This is a genomic window from Clostridia bacterium, from assembly GCA_035628995.1.
Lineage (GTDB): Bacteria > Bacillota > Clostridia > Lutisporales > Lutisporaceae > BRH-c25.
Window position 1 is genome coordinate 242,574 of sequence record DASPIR010000034.1, and the last position, 17,320, is coordinate 259,893.

Here is a 17,320-nt window from a genome sequence, read left to right on the forward strand (position 1 = left end):
ACCCTACTTATATCTTTCGGGTATAATCATTGCTTGGAAGTTTAATCCTCGCTCATCTTTAAGCCTAAGCCGAGGGCTTCAAGCTTCTGCTGCACTTCTTCCAGCGATTTCTTTCCCAGATTTCTGACCTTCATCATGTCTTCTTCTGTCCTCTGGGTAAGCTCTTCAACTGTATTTATACCGGCTCTCTTCAAGCAGTTAAAGGATCTGACTGAAAGGTCCAGCTCTTCAATAGTCATTTCAAGAACCTTTTCTTTCTTGTCCTCTTCCTTCTCTACCATTATTTCAACATTGCCAACATGCTCAGTCAAGGTTATGAATAGCTTCAAATGCTCGCTAAGTATTTTGGCGCCGAAGCTTATTGATTCATCCGGCTTTATAGTACCATTTGTCCAAACTTCAAGCACCAGCTTGTCAAAGTCAGTGACCTGGCCTACTCTTGTATTCTCAATCAAGTAGTTGACTTTTCTAACCGGTGTGAAAATTGAATCTATCGGAATTACTCCAATTGGCTGTCCTGACTGCTTATTCTTCTCTGATGTCTGATAGCCTCTACCCTTTTCTACAGTCATTTCCATGTAGAATCTGTGACCTTCATCCAGCGTAGCTATATGAAGGTCAGGGTTTATGATTTCAATATCAGCATCACAGATGATATCTCCAGCCGTTATTTCTCGCTCACCCTGAACGTCTATCTTGATTATCTTGGTGTTGTCCCCGTGCATTTTCAGAGCAAGATGTTTGATATTTAATATTATCTCTATCACATCTTCTGCAACGCCAGGGACCGTGGAAAACTCATGGAGCACGCCGTCTATTTTAATAGAAGTAACAGCTACACCGGGAAGTGAAGAAAGAAGTATCCTTCTTAATGAATTCCCAAGTGTAACGCCGTAACCTCTCTCTAGAGGCTCCACAACAAACTTTCCAAAAGTAAAATCATCCGACATCTCAATGCATTCTATTTTGGGCTTTTCTATTTCAATCATCCGACAAAACCCTCCTTTTATCTATAGCTTTCAAAAACATTCTGAGGGTAACTGATTCATTTAATTTATCAAAAAAACTACATTTTCTATTGCATATGCTACACAAAGAGCTAGTTATCTTGAATACAACTCGACAATGAGATGCTCTTCTATTGGTAGGTCAATGTCTTCTCTTACTGGAAGAGCAACAACCCTTGCATCCATCATATCAGTATTTATTGACAACCATTGTGGAGCTGTCTTGCTTGCGGAGTTTTCTGCAAGCTCTTTAAACTTATCAGTACTCTTACTGCCTGGTTTTACAGCGATAAGATCATTAAGACCTACCTGATAGGATGGTATATCTACTTTCCCACCATTTACTGTGAAATGTCCATGTCTAACAAGCTGTCTAGCCTCATTCCTGGATTCACCAAAGCCCATTCTGTATACCACATTGTCAAGTCTGAGCTCCAAAAGTCTTAACAAGTTATCCCCTGTTACGCCCTTCTGTCTTTCAGCCACTTCAAAGTAGGCTCTGAACTGTTTTTCCAGTATGCCATATATTCTTCTGACCTTTTGCTTTTCTCTAAGCTGTGTACCGTAACCAGACATTTTCTTCTTGCTCTGGCCGTGCTGACCTGGAGCATATGCCCTTCTTGCAATTGCGCACTTATCTGTGTAGCAACGGTCGCCCTTTAGATAAAGCTTAGTTCCTTCACGTCTGCATAGTCTACATTTTGCACCTGTATATCTTGCCATCTATCACACCTCCTCAATAACTAAACTCTTCTACGTTTTGGTGGTCTGCAACCATTGTGAGGTATTGGAGTTACATCCTTAATAAGACTGACTTCGAGTCCTGCAGCTTGAAGTGATCTTATAGCTGCTTCTCTACCTGCGCCAGGTCCTTTTACATATACCTCTATTGTTTTAAGACCATGTTCCATTGCACCTTTAGCTGCAACTTCTGCTGCCATCTGTGCAGCAAATGGTGTGCTCTTTTTTGATCCTCTAAAGCCAAGTGAACCGGCACTGGACCAAGACAGTGCATTACCTACGCTGTCTGTTAAGGTAACTATTGTATTGTTAAAAGTGGACTGAATATGTGCAGCTCCTCTTTCAACATGCTTTCTTTCTTTTCTCTTTCTGGTTTTCTTAGCCTTTGGCTTTGCTACCATTCAAGCAAACCTCCTTTAACTACTTTCTTCTTACACCAACAGTTTTCTTCGGACCTTTCCTTGTCCTTGCGTTTGTCTTTGTTCTCTGTCCTCTTACTGGAAGTCCTCTTCTGTGACGTAATCCTCTGTAGCATCCTATTTCTATTAATCTTTTTATATTTAAAGCTATGTCTCTTTTTAAATCGCCTTCAACCTTAACGCTTCTATCAATTACTTCTCTTAATCTTCCGATTTCAGCTTCGGTCAAATCTTTTACTCTTGTATCAGGACTCACACCTGCTTCTGCCAAAATTCTATTTGATGTTGCTCTTCCAATACCAAATATATATGTGAGACCAATTTCTACTCGTTTGTCTCTCGGTAAGTCAACACCGGCAATTCTCGCCATTAGTACTTGCACCTCCTAATTGGTTTTGAGTTTATACTAAAATCAATAGGGAACACCCATACTTCTGTGGGTCAGCCGCGCTCCCAAAATTGGTTTTAACCCTGTTTTTGTTTGTGTTTAGGATTTTCGCAGATGACCATTACTCTGCCTTTCCTTCTGATTATCTTACATTTTTCACACATAGGCTTTACTGATGGTCGAACTTTCATCTTAAACCCTCCCTGTATCATTTACCGCGCCAAGTGATCCTGCCTCTGGTAAGATCGTAGGGCGATAATTCAATTGTTACTTTATCTCCAGGTAAAATCTTAATGAAATTCATTCTGAGTTTACCGGATATATGAGCTAAAATTTTATGACCGTTTTCAAGTTCTACCTGAAACATTGCATTAGGTAAAGCTTCAACGACTTTTCCTTCTACTTCTATTACATCCTGTTTCGACATAAGGTAATCAAACCTCCTGTTCCCGATATCAATCAATAGATTTTAATAGTTTCCTGATCTCGCTGTTATTTAACTTCTCTTTAGACTCCAATTTGCCTTTTACATCCTCTGCAACATAATTCAGTATCTTAAGATGCTTTATCTTCTTTTTCTTAGGCTTCTCAAGCTTTCTAATGTCCCCATCAGAAATATAGACATACTGGTCATCAATTATACACAAAACAACGAATTTGTCGTCTTTATCTCGTCCGGCAGTTGATATTACTATCTGCCCAATACTTATATCCTGCATATATTCACCTTCCGATGGCCTACAAAAGCGTTAATATCTCCGGCTCGCCATTGGTTATAACAATTGTGTTTTCATAATGTGCTGATGGCATTCCATCAGCAGTTACTACTGTCCAACCGTCTTTTAGAACTTTAACGGCATATTTGCCCTGATTCACCATGGGCTCAATGGCAAGTGCCATACCGACTACAAGTCGAGGCCCTTTGTTAGGCAGCCCGTAATTAGGTATCTGTGGCTCTTCATGCATGCTGGTTCCAATTCCATGACCGACAAAATCCCGAACTATGGAAAATCCGTTTAACTCCACATGCTTTTGTATCGCATGAGAGATATCCGACAGCCGGTTACCGGACAGTGCATATTCAATCCCTTTGAAGAAGCTTTCTTCGGTCACCCTTAAAAGCCTTTTCAATTCATCGTCTATCTGCCCTATCCCATAGGATCGGGCTGCATCCCCGTGGTAACCGTCATAAATAGCCCCAATATCGATGCCTATTATATCGCCATCCTTTAACACTATGGGACCCGGCATGCCGTGTACAACCTGTTCATTTACAGATGAACATATGCTGGCAGGAAATCCATTATAACCTTTAAATGAAGGTATCCCTCCACTTTTTCTTATATATGCTTCTGCAATTGTATCGAGTTCCATTGTAGTAATGCCAGGTCTAATTACCTCTCTTAAGCGTTCATGGGTCTCCGCAACTATTCTGCCTGCGATTCGCATCAGTTCAATTTCTCTAGGAGATTTTATACTTATCATTCAAATCGCTCCAATGCTTTAATTATATCGTCAAATACTTTATCGGCATATTGCTCACCATTTACTGTAACTAGAATACCCTTTTTATTGTAATAATCTATAAGAGGAAATGTCTGGTTCTTATATACATTCAAACGGTTTTCGACCGTTTCTATCTTGTCATCTTCTCGTGTATACAGCTTTCCTCCGCACTTGTCACAAATTTCATCCAATACGGGTCTGTAAAAGCATAAGTTATAGTTCTCGCCACAATTACTGCAGACTCTCCTGTTGGTCATTCTTTCAATAATTGTTTTATCAGATACCTCCAGGTTTACAACTGCACGAAGCTTTTTTGCTATAATTTCAAGCTCTTTGTCTAAGGCTAACGCCTGAATCAAAGTTCTTGGGAAACCATCCAGTAGGAATCCTTCTTTGCAATCATCTTCAAGAAATCTATTTTCTACTATCTCGAGAGTCAAATCGTCGGGAACCAATAGGCCTTTCTCAATATACTTCTTTGCTTCTACACCTATTGGGGTATTTCTACTAATGTTGTCTCTAAATATATCCCCAGTGGATATGTGAGGTATTGAATACTTTTTTTCTATCCGGCTCGCCTGGGTACCTTTACCGGACCCTGGAGAACCTAACAACACTATCCTCATTTCTACTCTCCAATCCCACAATTATCTATTTCAAGAAACCTTGATAATTCCTCATTACCATCTGTGCCTCAATCTGCTTTACAAAGTCCATAGCAACACCAACAACGATAAGCAGTGAAGTACTTCCGAAATACACCTTGATACCAGTGAAGTTCATAAGGAATATAGGTACTATAGCGATAAAAGCGAGGAAAAATGCACCTACTAATGTTATTCTGTTTAATGATTTTGTTATGAAATCGGAAGTTGGTTTTCCAGGTCTAATTCCCGGTATGAATCCGCCATACTTCTTGATGTTATTGGATACTTCTATTGGGTTGAAGGTAACTGCTGTGTAGAAGTATGTAAATCCAATAATAAGGAATGCGTATAGTATTCCATGGCCCCAAGTTCCCCAATTGAAATATGTGTTGAAGAACCTATATGCACCAGAATTCGGAAAGAACTGTGCAATCTGACCTGGGAACGCTATTAACGACATTGCGAATATAACCGGTATAACTCCGGCTTGGTTTACTTTGAGCGGAATATGAGTGCTCTGTCCGCCGTACATTCTTCTACCAACAACTCTCTTTGCATACTGTACAGGTATTCTTCTCTGGCCTTCCTGTATAAGTACAACACCCATGATTATAAGTATTGCAAATACCACGAAAAGCACTATCTCAATGAGATTAGTTGTTTTTGCCTTGTAAAGAGAGATAAGCTTCGTAACTCCCAACGGGATTCTTGAAACTATACCTGCAAAGATTATGAGAGATATACCATTTCCGATACCTCTTTCGTTTATCTGCTCACCGAGCCACATCAGGAATGCAGTTCCAGCTGTAAGTGAAAGTGCAACCAGCAATATTGATGCAGTATCTGTTCTCAGAAGATATCCCCTAAGTCCATAAGCTAAAGCCAGAGCCTGGATAAGTGCCAGCACAACTGTACCATATCTTGTATACTGTGCTATCTTTCTTCGTCCATCTTCGCCTTCCTTGGCGAGAGCTTCAAGACTAGGAATAGCTATAGTTAGAAGCTGCATTATAATGGTTGCATTAATATAAGGTGTTATGTTCATTGCAAATACAGCAAAGTTTTTAAATGCTCCACCTGAAATAACATCGAAGAATCCGAGTAAACCTCCGCTATCAATAAGCTGTGCTAGAGCATCGGTATTCATACCAGGTACAGGAATGAAGCTTCCCAGTCTGTATATAATAAGCATTCCGAGTGTGAAAAGCATTTTGAATCTCAGATCTGGTATCTTCCAAGCATTTCTTATTGTGTTAAACACCTTATACCACCTCTACCTTTCCTCCTGCTGCTGCGATTTTGTCTGCAGCTGTTTTGCTGAATTTATGTGCCTGTACTGTCAAATTCTTTGTAAGGTCGCCATTGCCCAGTATCTTAACTCCGCTAAGCATTGCTTTTACCAAGCCTACTTCTTTTAACATTTCAGGATTGACAACTGTTCCGTTGTCGAATCTTTCGAGGTCACTGAGGTTAACAACGGCATATTCTTTTCTGAATATATTCGTGAAACCAATCTTTGGAAGTCTTCTATATAGAGGCATCTGTCCGCCTTCGAAACCAAGCCTTACTCCGCCGCCAGATCTAGAATTCTGCCCTTTTTGACCTTTGCCTGCGCTCTTGCCCTGACCGGAAGCTGTACCTCTACCAATTCTCTTCTTTGATTTGGTAGAACCTTCTGCAGGTTTAAGTTCGTGTAATTTCATGTTTACACCTCCTTGATTACATTTCCTTTACTTCAACCAAATGTATAACCTTCTGTACCATACCTCTTATCTGAGGTGTAGCTTCATGTTCTACTTCGCTGTTAAGCTTTTTGAGTCCCAAAGCTTTTACTGTTGCGATTTGGTCATCTTTTCTTCCAATTATACTCTTTACTAATTTAACTCTTATCTTAGCCAAGGTTATTCCCTCCTAGCCTAATATCTCTTCAACGGTTTTACCTCTGAGCTTTGCTACATCTTCAATAGTTTTTAATGAAGCCAGCCCTTGGATTGTAGCGTTTACCATATTTCTTGGATTGTTTGATCTTAAGGATTTTGTTCTGATATCCTTTATCCCTGCCAGTTCAAGAACCGCACGGGCTGGACCTCCAGCTATAACACCAGTACCTTCTTTTGCCGGCATCAGAAGCACTGTGCCTGAGCCAGAAACTCCGATAATCTCATGAGGTATTGTAGTTCCAACTATAGCTACCTTTACAAGATTCTTCTTGGCATCTTCGATACCTTTTCTAATTGCTTCAGGTATTTCTACTGATTTTCCGGTGCCAACTCCAACATAGCCATTTAAGTCTCCAACAACTACTATGGCGCTGAATCTGAAGTTTCTACCGCCTTTAACAACCTTAGCAACTCGATTTATAGCAACAACCTTTTCCTTAAGGTCAAGTTTACTTGCATCTATTGGCTGCATTTATTTCCCTCCCTTATCCTAGAATTCCAATCCGGCTTCTCTTGCTGCATCAGCCAGTTCCTTAACTCTTCCGTGATATATATATCCGCCTCTGTCGAAAACAACCAACTTAATGCCAGCTTCAAGGGCCTTCTTTGCTACTAATTCGCCAACCGCTTTAGCTGCTCCTTTGTTTCCGCCATGACCTGGATTATCCTTTAACTCTTTATCCAGAGTTGAGGCTGATACTAAAGTAACACCCTTTACGTCATCAATTATCTGAGCATATATGTTATTAAGGCTTCTATAGACATTCAATCTTGGTCTTTCTGTTGTCCCTTCAAGCTTCTTTCTCACCCTTAAATGTCTTTTCAGCCTAGTGCTGTTCTTACTGTCTTTAGTTATCACCCTTTGTCACCCCTTTGCTATTTATTTCTTACCTGTTTTACCTTCTTTACGTCTGATTACTTCATCAGAGTACTTGATTCCTTTTCCTAGATAAGGTTCAGGTTTTCTTACCTGTCTGATATTAGCAGCGTGTATTCCAACCTTTTCCTTGTCTGAACCCTTTATAACTATTCTGTTTGGAGCCGGAACCTCAGTTGTTATCCCTTCCGGATCATCCATTTCAACAGGGTGTGAGTAACCCATTGTAAGTGTAAGCTTCTTTCCAGCTTTAGCAGCTCTGTAACCAACACCGTTTATTTCAAGTATTCTTTCGAATCCTTTTGAAACGCCTTCAACCATGTTATTTACAAGTGCTCTTGTAAGCCCATGCAGCGCTCTGTGCATTTTTTGATCGGAAGGTCTTGTAACTATTACCTTGCCGTCTTCAATTGCTATATTAATATCTTCATTCATCTTTCTAACAAGCTGACCCTTTGGTCCCTTAACTGAAACCGTATTGTCATCAGCTATTTTTACCTCAACTCCCTGGGGAATTGATATTGGTAATCTTCCTATACGTGACATGCTTGCACCTCCTCTATACGTAAGATTTTACCAAACGTAGCAAAGCACTTCTCCGCCAACGCCCTGGAGTCTTGCACTCTTGTCTGTCATTATCCCCTTGGATGTTGAAATGATTGCTATGCCTAGTCCTCCAAGTACCTTTGGTATATCTTCATTCTTTGCATACACTTTAAGTCCCGGTTTGCTTATTCTCTTTAAGCCTGTAATAACCTTCTGCTTGTTTGATCCATATTTAAGGCCTATTTTGATTACGCTCATAATTCCGTCTTCAACTATCTCGTAACCCTTTATATATCCTTCATCAAGCAGGATCTGCGCAATAGCCTTCTTCATTATTGAAGTAGGAATATTAACAGTATCGTGTTTAACTATATTAGCATTCCTGATTCTGGTTAGCATATCAGCAATTGGATCAGTTGTAACCATTAATCTTAACCTCCCTTATACCGTAATTCATGGACACGCTGTAAACTGCAGTCCATTAAGTGCTAAGCACTTTTGGGTAATTATCTGAAACTATGTTATATTCTCACAGTGTCCCGAATAGACACTAACTATATCATCTTACCAGCTAGCTTTCTTAACACCTGGTATTTGTCCTTTGTACGCCAATTCTCTGAAGCAAATACGGCAGATACCAAACTTTCTCAAAACAGAGTGTGGTCTTCCACATATTCTGCATCTTGTATATGCTCTGGTCTTATACTTTGGTGTTGCCTGCTGCTTTAATAACATTGACTTTTTAGCCACAATTTTACCTCCTTCACGCAGTTTTGCTACTAAGTGCTTTTTAACACAACAGATTTCTCTTTATTCAAGTGTTAAAAATGCACTTCCTTGCTTTTGTGCCTCTACAGGATTAGCAATTCTTTCTGTAAAGAGGCACCTAGCTTGCATAAGGCATTCCGAGGAGTTTCAGGAGTTCCCTTGCTTCCTCGTCAGTCTCGGCTGTGGTCACAAATATAATGTCCATACCCCTTACTTTGTCAATTTTTTCATACTCTATTTCAGGGAATATGATTTGTTCCTTTATTCCAAGGGAATAGTTTCCTCTTCCGTCAAAAGCCTTTGCTGATACCCCTCTGAAGTCTCTTACTCTAGGAAGAGCCACATTAAGCAGTTTGTCAACGAATTCATACATCTGCTCACCGCGAAGTGTAACCTTCGCACCGATTGACATTCCCTGTCTAACTTTGAACGCTGCAACTGACTTTCTTGCTTTTGTAACAACTGGTTTCTGGCCTGTTATTGTTCCAAGCTCTGATACTGCGGCATCAAGGCCTTTGGCATTGTCCTTAGTATCTCCCAAACCCATATTTATTACTACCTTCTCAAGCTTTGGTATCTGCATAACGCTCTTATATTGAAACTTCTGCATCATCGCAGGAGCTACTTCTTTCAGGAATTTCTCTTTTAGTCTGGCCATTTCTTTTTACCTCCCTTCAAAGATTATTTATCTAATACTTCACCGCAGCTCTTGCAGTATCTAACCTTTGAATTATCATCAAGTATTCTGTGTCCTAATCTAACGCCTTTTTCGCATTTTCCGCACCAAAGCATAACCTTAGAACTGAATATTGGTGACTCCTGGTGTATTATACCGCCCTGCTGCATGCCCTTGCCGGGTTTCTTGTGCTTCTTGTTCATGTTGATACCTTCACAAAGTACTTTATCTACCTTTGGTAAGGCTGCAAGCACTTTAGCTTTTTTGCCTTTGTCCTTGCCGGAGATTACCACTACTGTATCTCCCTTTTTAACGTGCAACTTTTTAACTTCTGCATTTGCCATTCAATACACCTCCCTTAAAGCACTTCAGGTGCAAGGGATATTATTTTCATAAAATCCTTTTCACGAAGTTCTCTTGCAACAGGCCCGAATATACGGGTTCCTTTTGGTTGCTTGTCGTCCTTAATGATAACTGCTGCATTGTCATCGAATCTTATATAGCTTCCATCGGGACGTCTCATACCCTTTACAGTTCTAACGATAACGGCTTTTACAACGTCTCCCTTTTTAACAACACCGCCTGGTGTTGCGTCTTTAACAGAAGCAACTATTATATCTCCAATGTTTCCATATCTTCTCATGGAACCACCCATTACACGTATGCACAGAAGCTCCTTTGCTCCGGAATTATCTGCAACGTTTAAACGCGTTTCTTGTTGAATCATTCAAAACCCTCCTTTCGGAATTTTACTTAGCTTTCTCGATTATTTCAACAAGTCTCCATCTTTTATCTTTGCTTAAAGGCCTTGTTTCCATAATTCTTACTTTATCGCCCATTTTGCACTCGTTATTTTCATCGTGTGCTTTAAATTTTGTTGTTCTCTTCATTGATTTGCCGTAAAGCGGATGACGAACCAGTGTTTCAATAGCTACAACTATTGTCTTATCCATCTTATCACTTACGACCTTGCCTAATCTGGTCTTTCTATTCTTTCTATCCAAAGTCTAAACCTCCTTCTTCCTACTTTGCCTATACGGACTTAAGTTCTTTTTCTCTAAGGATGGTTTTTATTCTAGCTATAGATTTCCTAACATCTCTTACCCTTATCGGATTTTCAAGCTGTCCTGTAGCCATTTGAAATCTAAGATTAAAAAGCTCTCCTTTTAACTCAACCAACTTCTGTTCCAATTCATTTACTGACAAATCTCGAACTTTGTTAGCTTTCATTTGCATCACCAACCATTTCATCAGTTTCCTGGCGGGTTACAAACTTACACCTGATAGGAAGTTTGTGCACTGCAAGCCTAAGAGCTTCTCTAGCTACTTCTTCCTCAACCCCCGCCATCTCAAATAATACTCTGCCCGGCTTTACAACAGCTACCCAGTGCTCTGGAGCACCTTTACCGGAACCCATACGAGTTTCAGCAGGCTTCTGTGTTACTGGCTTATCCGGGAATATCTTTATCCAGATCTTACCGCCTCTTTTTGTGTATCTTGTCATTGCCTGTCTGGCTGCCTCAATCTGGTTGCTTGTAATCCAACCTGGTTCCGTAGCCTGAAGTCCAAATTCACCATACGCTATAACGTTGCCTCTTGTTGCCTTACCTCTCATGTTGCCTCTCATCTGCTTACGGTGCTTTACTCTTTTTGGCATTAACATTATGCTTCTCCTCCTTCCGTAGCTGCTACATTCAGCTTAGCCGGCTCGATATTACGAGTTTTGGCTTGTGGAAGAACCTCCCCTTTATATATCCAGACCTTAACACCTATTTTCCCAAAGGTTGTATTTGCCTCTGCGAATCCATAATCTATATCGGCTCTCAAAGTCTGTAGAGGAATTGTTCCTTCACGGTACCATTCGCTTCTTGCAATTTCAGCGCCGCCGAGACGACCTGCACACATGGTCTTTATACCCTTTGCGCCCATTCTCATTGTTCTCTGCATTGACTGCTTCATTGCTCTTCTGAATGATATTCTCTTCTCCAGCTGTGCTGCTATGTTTTCAGCTACAAGCTGAGCATCCATTTCCGCTGTCTTTATTTCTGTGATGTTTATTGAAACACCCTTATTGCTTGTGAGTTTTTCTAAAGCTTTCTTAAGCTCTTCGATTCCAGCTCCGCCTTTTCCGATTACCATACCTGGTTTTGCAACGTGTATGTTAACCTTTATCTTTCCAGCGGTTCTTTCTATTTCAATCCTTGAAACTCCGGAAGCATAAAGCCTCGGTTTCAAAAATTCTCTTATTTTGTTATCTTCTATTAGAAAATCTGCAAACTGCTTCTTATCTGCGTACCATTTTGTGTCCCAATCTTTAATGATACCAACTCTAAGACCGTGTGGATTTACCTTTTGACCCACTAAAATCCCTCCTTCTTCACTCTTTTTCCTTAACCGCCAATGTTATATGGCTTGTTCTCTTGAGTATACTTACGCCTCTACCCATTGCCCTTGCCATAAATCTCTTAAGTGTAGGTCCCTGAGTGGCATAAGCCTCTGAAATATACAATTTGTCTACATTCATGTTGAAGTTGTTCTCGGCGTTAGCCACTGCTGATTTTAAAAGTTTTTCCATTATCGCTGATGCAGCTTTTGGAGTATGCTTTAATATTGCAAATGCGTCTCCAACCTTTTTGCCTCTAATTAAATTTATAACTATATTAACCTTTCTCGAGGAAATTCTAATATGCATAATTTTAGCCTTAGCTTCCACAGGTAATACCTCCTTCCAAATTATCGCTAGGTTTGCTTAATTTTATATTGCTTCCTATTTCAGAGCTGAGGACCTTTCTGTGTGATGTCCATGGCCTCTGAAAGTTCTGGTGGGAGCAAATTCACCCAGCTTGTGACCAACCATATCCTCTGTCATGTATACAGGAACGTGCTTCCTGCCATCATATACCGCGAGGGTATGACCAACCATTTCAGGAAATATTGTTGAACTCCTTGACCAGGTCTTAAGCACAACCTTCTTGTTTGCCTTATTCATATCTATAATTTTATTTAATAATTTTACATCTACAAAAGGTCCTTTTTTTGTTGAGCGGCTCATTGATTTGCCTCCTTTCATACACTGTTTCGGGTTTCGCGTTACGCGTTACGTGATGTAGGGGCGAACAGTGTTCGCCAGTGAAGACTACGAAGCCTTTCCCAAATACTCGCAACTCGAAACTCGCAACTCGTAACCAACTGTTCTATTTCGTATTTCTTCTCTTAACAATGAACTTACTTGAAGACTTCTTCTTGTTTCTAGTCTTATATCCGAGTGTTGGTTTACCCCAAGGAGTAACAGGTCCTGGTCTTCCTATTGGCGACCTACCTTCACCACCACCATGCGGATGGTCTACAGGATTCATTACGGAACCTCTTACTGTTGGTCTCCAACCTAAATGTCTGTTTCTGCCTGCGCTACCCATTGATATGTTTTCATGATCCAGGTTTCCTACCTGACCGATTGTAGCTTTACATTCAATTCTTATCATTCTAACTTCAGTGGATGGCAGTCTTACCTGAGCATAATCCCCTTCTTTGGCCATAAGCTGAGCAGAGTTACCTGCTGATCTTACCAGCTGAGCTCCTTTGCCTGCCTTAAGCTCTATATTGTGGATTATTGTACCTACAGGTATGTTCTTAAGCGGTAATGCATTGCCAACCTTTATATCAGCAGTAGTTGATGATATAACTGAATCTCCTACTTTAAGGCCATTAGGGGCTATGATATATCTCTTTTCGCCATCAACATAAGTAAGAAGTGCTATGTTAGCCGATCTGTTTGGATCGTACTCTATTGCTGAAACGGTAGCCGATACATCAACCTTGTCTCTCTTGAAGTCAATTACTCTGTACTTTCTCTTATGTCCGCCGCCTTGATGTCTAACTGTAATTTTACCTTGATTGTTTCTTCCAGCTTTACTTTTTAATATTTCAACCAGGGACTTCTCCGGTTCTGTTTTAGTTATTTCTTCAAAGGTTGAAACCGTCATGTTACGTCTAGCTGGAGAAGTCGGATTATACTTTTTAATTGCCATTTTTTCTCCTCCTTTTACAGTCCTTCGAAGAATTCGATTCCCTTGCTATCTTTTTTGAGCTTTATGATTGCTTTCTTGTAGCTCGGTCTTCTTCCTTCATATTTTCCCATTCTCTTCATCTTGCCCATTACTCTAACTGTGTTGACCCTGTCAACCTTTACCTTGAATATCTCTTCTACAGCATCTTTTATTTCAGTCTTATTCGCATTGACATCAACGATGAAGGTGTATTTCTTGTCTGCCATTTCGCTCATGGCTTTTTCTGTTATTACCGGTCTTCTTACTATATCATAAGCGTTCATTATGCAAACACCTCCTCGACTTTTTTAACAGCGTCCTTAGTTATAATGAACTTGTCATATTTTAAAATGTCATATACGTTCAATGTATTTACGAAAGCTGTCTTAACTCCCTCAATGTTCCTTGCGGACTTAACAATATTCTCGTTATTGTCAGCAACAACTATGAGAGTCTTGGAATCAACCTTCAGGTTCTGAAGCAAGCTTACAACCTGTTTTGTCTTTGGAGCATCAAAGTTCAGCTCTTCAATTACAACTACATTGTTGTCATTAACCTTTGAGGAAAGTGCTGACTTCATTGCAATTCTCTTTATCTTCTTAGGTACGGAGTACCTGTATGATCTTGGCTTCGGAGCGAATACGATACCACCGTGTCTCCATTGTGGTGACCTGATGCTTCCGTGTCTTGCTCTTCCTGTACCTTTTTGCCTCCAAGGCTTGATTCCTCCGCCTCTTACCTCAGCTCTTGTGAGGGTTGACTGAGTTCCTTGTCTTTGGTTTGCCAAGTACATTTTAACTACCTGGTGCATTGCTTCAATGTTTACGTTTGCACCGAATATATTCTCATTTAATTCGATTTCTCCAACCTGTTTGCCACTTATGTTATAAAGTGCTACGTTAGGCATTTTACATCCTCCTTTCTACCCCGAACGTTTTATTAAACTTTCACAGTATTCTTAATCATTACCAGTGAACCTCTTATTCCGGGAACTCCACCTTTTACAAGGATAAAGTTTCTATCCGGATCAACCTTGACAACTTCGAGGTTTACTACTGTTGTATTTACTGCCCCCATATGACCTGGAAGCTTCTTGCCGGGGATTGTTCTTGATGGATCTGATGATGCACCCATTGAACCTACTGCCCTGTGAAACTTGGAACCATGTCCCATAGGCCCTCTGTGGAAGTTATGTCTCTTGATGACACCCGCAAAGCCTTTACCTTTTGATACGCCGCTTATATCAACTTTGTCGCCTTCTTTAAAGACATCCGCCTTTATTTCCTGGCCTACTTCGTAAGCTGCTGAATCTTCAAGTCTAAATTCTCTAAGATATCTTTTTGTTGCAATCTTTGCCTTTGCAAAATGACCTTTTATAGGCTTTGTAACTTTTCTCTCGGCTTTATCGTCAAAACCTACCTGTATTGCTGCGTACCCTTCGTTCTCTACTGTTTTTTTCTGAACTACAAAGTTTGGGCCTGCAGCTATTACAGTTACAGGAACTGCTCTGCCTGTTTTATCGAATACCTGAGTCATTCCTACTTTTAAGCCCAGTATCGCTTTTTTCATTTATATTACACCTCCAAATTTACAGCGGACCGCTTAGCGGTCATACTAAATTTAATCTTGTTACGTGTTACGCGTTTCGAGTTGCGCGGATTTAGTATTGCTTCGAAGATTTTACTGGCGAACACTGTTCGCCCCTACTCCTCGTATCCCGAACCTCGAACCTCGTACCAGTTATTACAGTTTTATTTCGATGTCAACACCAGCTGGCAAGTCAAGTCTCATAAGTGAGTCAACAGTTTTTGGTGTTGGATTCAATATATCGATTAGTCTCTTATGAGTTCTCATTTCGAACTGCTCTCTTGAATCCTTATACTTGTGCACTGCACGAAGTACTGTGATTATTTCCTTTTCAGTCGGCAGCGGCACCGGACCTGACACCTTTGCGCCTGTCCTCTTTGCAGTCTCTACTATCTTTTCTGCTGACTGATCGATCAGTATGTGATCGTATGCCTTCAACCTGATTCTAATTTTCTGTTTTGCCATTTTTCAATTCCCTCCTTTTCATCGCACGCTTTAATTTGCTTACGTGCAACCGCATACTGTTATACACTCACCCGGGTGTGTTCTATTTTTTTATTAGTGTCCGGCAATAAGCCAAGGCACTAAACTTCCCACCCAGAGAAACATAATAATCAGTAGAGTCGCCCGAATTCTAGAAACGGACAATACTCAGCAAGAATTCGCCAGCCGTAAGAACCTTCGGCTGTGCCTTCCCAGAATACACCTCTTTCAAGGGTTAATCTGCAACCTCTTACTTCATCGCATGCTAAGTTTCGCAACCTTACATATTTTATAACATTTTAGGACAAATTACAATACTTTTATCACATTTTTTAAAAATATTTTCTAAAACAGCCCTAAAGGACTAGGAATAGTCCTAGTCCTTAATGGCTAAAAAAAACATTTGGTTCGGGGTACGTGGTTCGGGGTACGTGGTTCGGGGTTCGAGGTTTTAGCAAAGCCTCCGAAGCCCTGCCTAAATCCTCGCACCTCGCACCTCGCAACCTCGCACCTGTATTATTCTAATATTGAAGCAACAGCACCTGATCCAACAGTTCTTCCGCCTTCACGAATAGCGAATCTTAAACCTTCTTGGATAGCTATTGGTGTGATAAGCTTTATTGTCATTTCTATATGGTCGCCAGGCATGCACATTTCTACTCCTGCTGGAAGATCTATTACTCCGGTTACGTCTGTTGTTCTGAAATAGAACTGTGGTCTGTAACCATTGAAGAATGGTGTGTGTCTTCCGCCTTCTTCTTTTGTCAGCACGTATACTTGCGCTTTGAAATGTGTGTGTGGCTTTATTGATCCAGGTTTTGCAAGTACCTGGCCTCTTTCTATGTCTGCTCTCTGTACACCTCTTAACAGCACTCCTATGTTGTCTCCTGCTTGTGCCTGATCAAGAAGCTTTCTGAACATTTCTACGCCTGTTACTACTGTTGACTTTGGAGCTTCTGCAAGTCCTACTATCTCTACTGTGTCTGATACCTTTACTACTCCTCTTTCAACTCTTCCTGTTGCTACTGTTCCTCTTCCTGTTATGGAGAATACATCCTCTACAGGCATAAGGAATGGCTTATCTGTCTGTCTTTCTGGTGTTGGGATAAAGCTGTCTACTGCATCCATAAGCTGGTGTATTCCTTTGCACCATTCACACTCTTCACTTCCGCAGCCGCACTCAAGTGCTTTTAATGCTGATCCCGGTACTATTGGTGTAGCGTCGCCATCAAATTCATATTCGCTAAGAAGTTCTCTAACTTCCATTTCTACAAGCTCTATAAGTTCTGCATCGTCTACCATGTCAACCTTGTTTAGGAATACTACTATGTAGGGTACTCCTACCTGTCTTGACAACAGTATGTGCTCTCTTGTCTGCGGCATTGGACCGTCTGCTGCTGATACAACAAGGATAGCTCCATCCATCTGTGCTGCTCCTGTTATCATGTTCTTTACATAGTCAGCGTGGCCTGGGCAGTCAACATGTGCATAATGCCTGTTCTTTGTTTCATACTCAACGTGAGCTGTGTTTATTGTTATTCCTCTTTCCTTTTCTTCCGGTGCCTTGTCTATTTCATCATACTTTGTAGCTGTTGCACCGCCGAACTTTGAAAGTACTGTTGTTATTGCTGCTGTAAGTGTTGTCTTGCCGTGGTCAACGTGACCTATTGTCCCTATGTTTACATGGGG

General features: G+C 40.7%; 32 protein-coding genes. All 32 read right to left on the minus strand.

The annotated features are described in order from the left end of the window. Positions 1 to 41: 41 nt before the first annotated feature. The gene (locus tag VEB00_16790; GenBank protein HYF84661.1) at positions 42 to 989 is read right to left on the minus strand and encodes a DNA-directed RNA polymerase subunit alpha; all 948 of its coding nucleotides are present in this window, start codon (positions 987 to 989) and stop codon (positions 42 to 44) included. A gap of 114 nt (positions 990 to 1,103) precedes the next feature. After that, positions 1,104 to 1,730: a 30S ribosomal protein S4 gene (rpsD, locus tag VEB00_16795; protein ID HYF84662.1), complete on the minus strand. Its 627-nt coding sequence runs from the start codon at positions 1,728 to 1,730 to the stop codon at positions 1,104 to 1,106. A 20-nt stretch (positions 1,731 to 1,750) separates the two neighbouring features. After that, positions 1,751 to 2,149 carry a 30S ribosomal protein S11 gene (gene rpsK / locus VEB00_16800; protein ID HYF84663.1) on the minus strand — a complete coding sequence of 133 codons (399 nt, stop codon included), beginning with the start codon at positions 2,147 to 2,149 and terminating at the stop codon, positions 1,751 to 1,753. A gap of 19 nt (positions 2,150 to 2,168) precedes the next feature. Further along, positions 2,169 to 2,537 (minus strand): 30S ribosomal protein S13, encoded by a 369-nt coding sequence (gene rpsM, locus VEB00_16805; protein ID HYF84664.1) that lies wholly within the window; start codon positions 2,535 to 2,537, stop codon positions 2,169 to 2,171. Between the two features lie 95 nt (positions 2,538 to 2,632). Continuing rightward, positions 2,633 to 2,746 carry a 50S ribosomal protein L36 gene (gene rpmJ / locus VEB00_16810; protein ID HYF84665.1) on the minus strand — a complete coding sequence of 38 codons (114 nt, stop codon included), beginning with the start codon at positions 2,744 to 2,746 and terminating at the stop codon, positions 2,633 to 2,635. Between the two features lie 17 nt (positions 2,747 to 2,763). Then, on the minus strand, positions 2,764 to 2,982 hold the full coding sequence (infA, locus tag VEB00_16815; protein ID HYF84666.1) for a translation initiation factor IF-1: 219 nt from the start codon (positions 2,980 to 2,982) through the stop codon (positions 2,764 to 2,766). Between the two features lie 28 nt (positions 2,983 to 3,010). Continuing rightward, positions 3,011 to 3,274: an RNA-binding protein gene (locus tag VEB00_16820; protein HYF84667.1), complete on the minus strand. Its 264-nt coding sequence runs from the start codon at positions 3,272 to 3,274 to the stop codon at positions 3,011 to 3,013. 19 nt (positions 3,275 to 3,293) lie between these two features. Next, complete coding sequence (gene map, locus VEB00_16825) at positions 3,294 to 4,040, minus strand: type I methionyl aminopeptidase (GenBank protein ID HYF84668.1); 747 nt, start codon at positions 4,038 to 4,040, stop codon at positions 3,294 to 3,296. Further along, a complete protein-coding gene (locus tag VEB00_16830) occupies positions 4,037 to 4,687 on the minus strand; it encodes an adenylate kinase (protein HYF84669.1) in 651 nt (216 codons plus the stop codon). The genes map and VEB00_16830 overlap by 4 nt, the downstream gene beginning before the upstream one ends. A 25-nt stretch (positions 4,688 to 4,712) precedes the next feature. Next, on the minus strand, positions 4,713 to 5,969 hold the full coding sequence (secY, locus tag VEB00_16835) for a preprotein translocase subunit SecY (protein ID HYF84670.1): 1,257 nt from the start codon (positions 5,967 to 5,969) through the stop codon (positions 4,713 to 4,715). A 1-nt stretch (position 5,970) separates the two neighbouring features. Beyond that, the gene (gene rplO / locus VEB00_16840; protein ID HYF84671.1) at positions 5,971 to 6,411 is read right to left on the minus strand and encodes a 50S ribosomal protein L15; all 441 of its coding nucleotides are present in this window, start codon (positions 6,409 to 6,411) and stop codon (positions 5,971 to 5,973) included. Positions 6,412 to 6,427: 16 nt separating this feature from the next. Then, positions 6,428 to 6,607 carry a 50S ribosomal protein L30 gene (gene rpmD, locus VEB00_16845; GenBank protein HYF84672.1) on the minus strand — a complete coding sequence of 60 codons (180 nt, stop codon included), beginning with the start codon at positions 6,605 to 6,607 and terminating at the stop codon, positions 6,428 to 6,430. A gap of 12 nt (positions 6,608 to 6,619) precedes the next feature. After that, complete coding sequence (rpsE, locus tag VEB00_16850; protein ID HYF84673.1) at positions 6,620 to 7,120, minus strand: 30S ribosomal protein S5; 501 nt, start codon at positions 7,118 to 7,120, stop codon at positions 6,620 to 6,622. Positions 7,121 to 7,138: 18 nt separating this feature from the next. Beyond that, positions 7,139 to 7,507: a 50S ribosomal protein L18 gene (gene rplR / locus VEB00_16855; protein HYF84674.1), complete on the minus strand. Its 369-nt coding sequence runs from the start codon at positions 7,505 to 7,507 to the stop codon at positions 7,139 to 7,141. A gap of 21 nt (positions 7,508 to 7,528) precedes the next feature. Then, complete coding sequence (gene rplF, locus VEB00_16860; GenBank protein HYF84675.1) at positions 7,529 to 8,071, minus strand: 50S ribosomal protein L6; 543 nt, start codon at positions 8,069 to 8,071, stop codon at positions 7,529 to 7,531. Positions 8,072 to 8,098: 27 nt separating this feature from the next. Beyond that, positions 8,099 to 8,497 (minus strand): 30S ribosomal protein S8, encoded by a 399-nt coding sequence (gene rpsH, locus VEB00_16865; protein ID HYF84676.1) that lies wholly within the window; start codon positions 8,495 to 8,497, stop codon positions 8,099 to 8,101. 138 nt (positions 8,498 to 8,635) lie between these two features. Continuing rightward, a complete protein-coding gene (locus VEB00_16870) occupies positions 8,636 to 8,821 on the minus strand; it encodes a type Z 30S ribosomal protein S14 (GenBank protein HYF84677.1) in 186 nt (61 codons plus the stop codon). Positions 8,822 to 8,957: 136 nt separating this feature from the next. After that, a complete protein-coding gene (gene rplE / locus VEB00_16875; GenBank protein HYF84678.1) occupies positions 8,958 to 9,497 on the minus strand; it encodes a 50S ribosomal protein L5 in 540 nt (179 codons plus the stop codon). 23 nt (positions 9,498 to 9,520) lie between these two features. Beyond that, positions 9,521 to 9,859 (minus strand): 50S ribosomal protein L24, encoded by a 339-nt coding sequence (gene rplX, locus VEB00_16880; GenBank protein HYF84679.1) that lies wholly within the window; start codon positions 9,857 to 9,859, stop codon positions 9,521 to 9,523. 14 nt (positions 9,860 to 9,873) lie between these two features. Further along, a complete protein-coding gene (gene rplN, locus VEB00_16885; GenBank protein ID HYF84680.1) occupies positions 9,874 to 10,242 on the minus strand; it encodes a 50S ribosomal protein L14 in 369 nt (122 codons plus the stop codon). Between the two features lie 22 nt (positions 10,243 to 10,264). Then, positions 10,265 to 10,519 carry a 30S ribosomal protein S17 gene (gene rpsQ, locus VEB00_16890; protein HYF84681.1) on the minus strand — a complete coding sequence of 85 codons (255 nt, stop codon included), beginning with the start codon at positions 10,517 to 10,519 and terminating at the stop codon, positions 10,265 to 10,267. Between the two features lie 28 nt (positions 10,520 to 10,547). Further along, positions 10,548 to 10,745: a 50S ribosomal protein L29 gene (gene rpmC, locus VEB00_16895; GenBank protein HYF84682.1), complete on the minus strand. Its 198-nt coding sequence runs from the start codon at positions 10,743 to 10,745 to the stop codon at positions 10,548 to 10,550. Then, positions 10,735 to 11,178 carry a 50S ribosomal protein L16 gene (gene rplP / locus VEB00_16900; protein HYF84683.1) on the minus strand — a complete coding sequence of 148 codons (444 nt, stop codon included), beginning with the start codon at positions 11,176 to 11,178 and terminating at the stop codon, positions 10,735 to 10,737. The genes rpmC and rplP overlap by 11 nt, the downstream gene beginning before the upstream one ends. Beyond that, positions 11,178 to 11,876 carry a 30S ribosomal protein S3 gene (gene rpsC, locus VEB00_16905; protein HYF84684.1) on the minus strand — a complete coding sequence of 233 codons (699 nt, stop codon included), beginning with the start codon at positions 11,874 to 11,876 and terminating at the stop codon, positions 11,178 to 11,180. Before rpsC ends, rplP begins: the two co-directional genes overlap by 1 nt. 16 nt (positions 11,877 to 11,892) lie before the next feature. Next, positions 11,893 to 12,228 (minus strand): 50S ribosomal protein L22, encoded by a 336-nt coding sequence (gene rplV / locus VEB00_16910; GenBank protein HYF84685.1) that lies wholly within the window; start codon positions 12,226 to 12,228, stop codon positions 11,893 to 11,895. 54 nt (positions 12,229 to 12,282) lie between these two features. After that, entirely contained in the window at positions 12,283 to 12,567 is a 285-nt protein-coding gene (gene rpsS / locus VEB00_16915) for a 30S ribosomal protein S19 (protein HYF84686.1), read from the minus strand. A gap of 142 nt (positions 12,568 to 12,709) precedes the next feature. Beyond that, positions 12,710 to 13,543 carry a 50S ribosomal protein L2 gene (gene rplB, locus VEB00_16920; GenBank protein ID HYF84687.1) on the minus strand — a complete coding sequence of 278 codons (834 nt, stop codon included), beginning with the start codon at positions 13,541 to 13,543 and terminating at the stop codon, positions 12,710 to 12,712. Positions 13,544 to 13,557: 14 nt separating this feature from the next. Beyond that, positions 13,558 to 13,845: a 50S ribosomal protein L23 gene (gene rplW / locus VEB00_16925; GenBank protein ID HYF84688.1), complete on the minus strand. Its 288-nt coding sequence runs from the start codon at positions 13,843 to 13,845 to the stop codon at positions 13,558 to 13,560. Next, positions 13,845 to 14,468: a 50S ribosomal protein L4 gene (gene rplD, locus VEB00_16930; GenBank protein HYF84689.1), complete on the minus strand. Its 624-nt coding sequence runs from the start codon at positions 14,466 to 14,468 to the stop codon at positions 13,845 to 13,847. The genes rplW and rplD overlap by 1 nt, the downstream gene beginning before the upstream one ends. Positions 14,469 to 14,500: 32 nt before the next feature. After that, entirely contained in the window at positions 14,501 to 15,130 is a 630-nt protein-coding gene (gene rplC, locus VEB00_16935; protein ID HYF84690.1) for a 50S ribosomal protein L3, read from the minus strand. Positions 15,131 to 15,304: 174 nt separating this feature from the next. Further along, a complete protein-coding gene (gene rpsJ, locus VEB00_16940; protein ID HYF84691.1) occupies positions 15,305 to 15,613 on the minus strand; it encodes a 30S ribosomal protein S10 in 309 nt (102 codons plus the stop codon). 534 nt (positions 15,614 to 16,147) lie between these two features. Then, positions 16,148 to 17,320, minus strand: a 1,173-nt coding sequence (tuf, locus tag VEB00_16945) for an elongation factor Tu (protein ID HYF84692.1), incomplete at its 5' end; no start/stop codon positions are given.